The following is a 1,706-nucleotide window of genomic DNA, read 5'->3' on the forward strand; positions in this document are numbered from 1 at the left end:
GCGGGGTAGGGGAGCGTTCTGTAAGTGGCTGAAGGTGTGCCGGGAGGCATGCTGGACATATCAGAAGTGCGAATGCTGACATGAGTAACGACAAGAGGAGTGAAAAACTCCTCCGCCGGAAGACCAAGGGTTCCTATCCCATGTTAATCAGGGTAGGGTGAGTCGACCCCTAAGGCGAGGCTGAAGAGCGTAGTCGATGGGAAACGGGTTAATATTCCCGTACTCGGTATGAATGCGATGGGGGGACGGAGCAGGCTAGGCAAGCATGGCGTTGGTTGTCCATGTGAAAGGCTGTAGGCTGGTGACTTAGGAAAATCCGGGTTGCCAAGGCTGAGAGTCGAGACGAGCCACTAAGGTGGTGAAGTTGTTGATGCCCTACTTCCAGGAAAAGCCTCTAAGCTTCAGTTCATACTGAATCGTACCCTAAACCGACACAGGTGGTCAGGTAGAGAATACTAAGGCGCTTGAGAGAACTCGGGTGAAGGAACTAGGCAAAATTGTACCGTAACTTCGGGAGAAGGTACGCTCTTGTTTGTGAAGGACTTGCTCTGTAAGCAAACGAGAGCCGCAGTGACCAGGTGGCTGGGACTGTTTATTAAAAACACAGCACTGTGCAAAATCGTAAGATGACGTATACGGTGTGACACCTGCCCGGTGCCGGAAGGTTAATTGATGGGGTTAGCTTAGGCGAAGCTCTTGATCGAAGCCCCGGTAAACGGCGGCCGTAACTATAACGGTCCTAAGGTAGCGAAATTCCTTGTCGGGTAAGTTCCGACCTGCACGAATGGTGTAACCATGGCCACGCTGTCTCCACCCGAGACTCAGTGAAATTGAAATCGCAGTGAAGATGCTGTGTACCCGCGGCTAGACGGAAAGACCCCGTGAACCTTTACTACAGCTTGGCACTGAACATTGACCCTACATGTGTAGGATAGGTGGGAGGCTTTGAAGCAGGAACGCTAGTTTCTGTGGAGCCGACCTTGAAATACCACCCTTGTAGTGTTGATGTTCTAACTTAGGCCCCTGAATCGGGGTTGAGGACAGTGCCTGGTGGGTAGTTTGACTGGGGCGGTCTCCTCCCAAAGAGTAACGGAGGAGCACGAAGGTTTGCTAAGTACGGTCGGACATCGTACGGTTAGTGTAATGGTAGAAGCAAGCTTAACTGCGAGACAGACACGTCGAGCAGGTACGAAAGTAGGTCATAGTGATCCGGTGGTTCTGAATGGAAGGGCCATCGCTCAACGGATAAAAGGTACTCCGGGGATAACAGGCTGATACCGCCCAAGAGTTCATATCGACGGCGGTGTTTGGCACCTCGATGTCGGCTCATCACATCCTGGGGCTGAAGTCGGTCCCAAGGGTATGGCTGTTCGCCATTTAAAGTGGTACGCGAGCTGGGTTTAGAACGTCGTGAGACAGTTCGGTCCCTATCTGCCGTGGGCGTTTGAGAATTGAGAGGGGCTGCTCCTAGTACGAGAGGACCGGAGTGGACGAACCGCTGGTGTTCGGGTTGTGATGCCAATTGCATTGCCCGGTAGCTACGTTCGGAACTGATAACCGCTGAAAGCATCTAAGCGGGAAGCAGGCCTCGAGATGAGTTCTCACTTTGACTTAGAGTCAACTGAAGGGCCGTTGAAGACTACAACGTTGATAGGCGAGATGTGGAAGTGCTGTGAGGCATTAAGCTAACTCGTACTAATTACCCG

The 1,706-nt window shown here is 52.3% G+C and carries 1 rRNA gene; it reads left to right on the forward strand.

The features are described 5' to 3' along the window. Window positions 1-1,706: ribosomal RNA gene (locus L1271_RS24555) — 23S ribosomal RNA — on the forward strand; the annotation flags it as partial.

It is taken from the genome of Pseudoalteromonas sp. OF5H-5, assembly GCF_021530695.1.
Classification (GTDB): Bacteria; Pseudomonadota; Gammaproteobacteria; order Enterobacterales; family Alteromonadaceae; genus Pseudoalteromonas.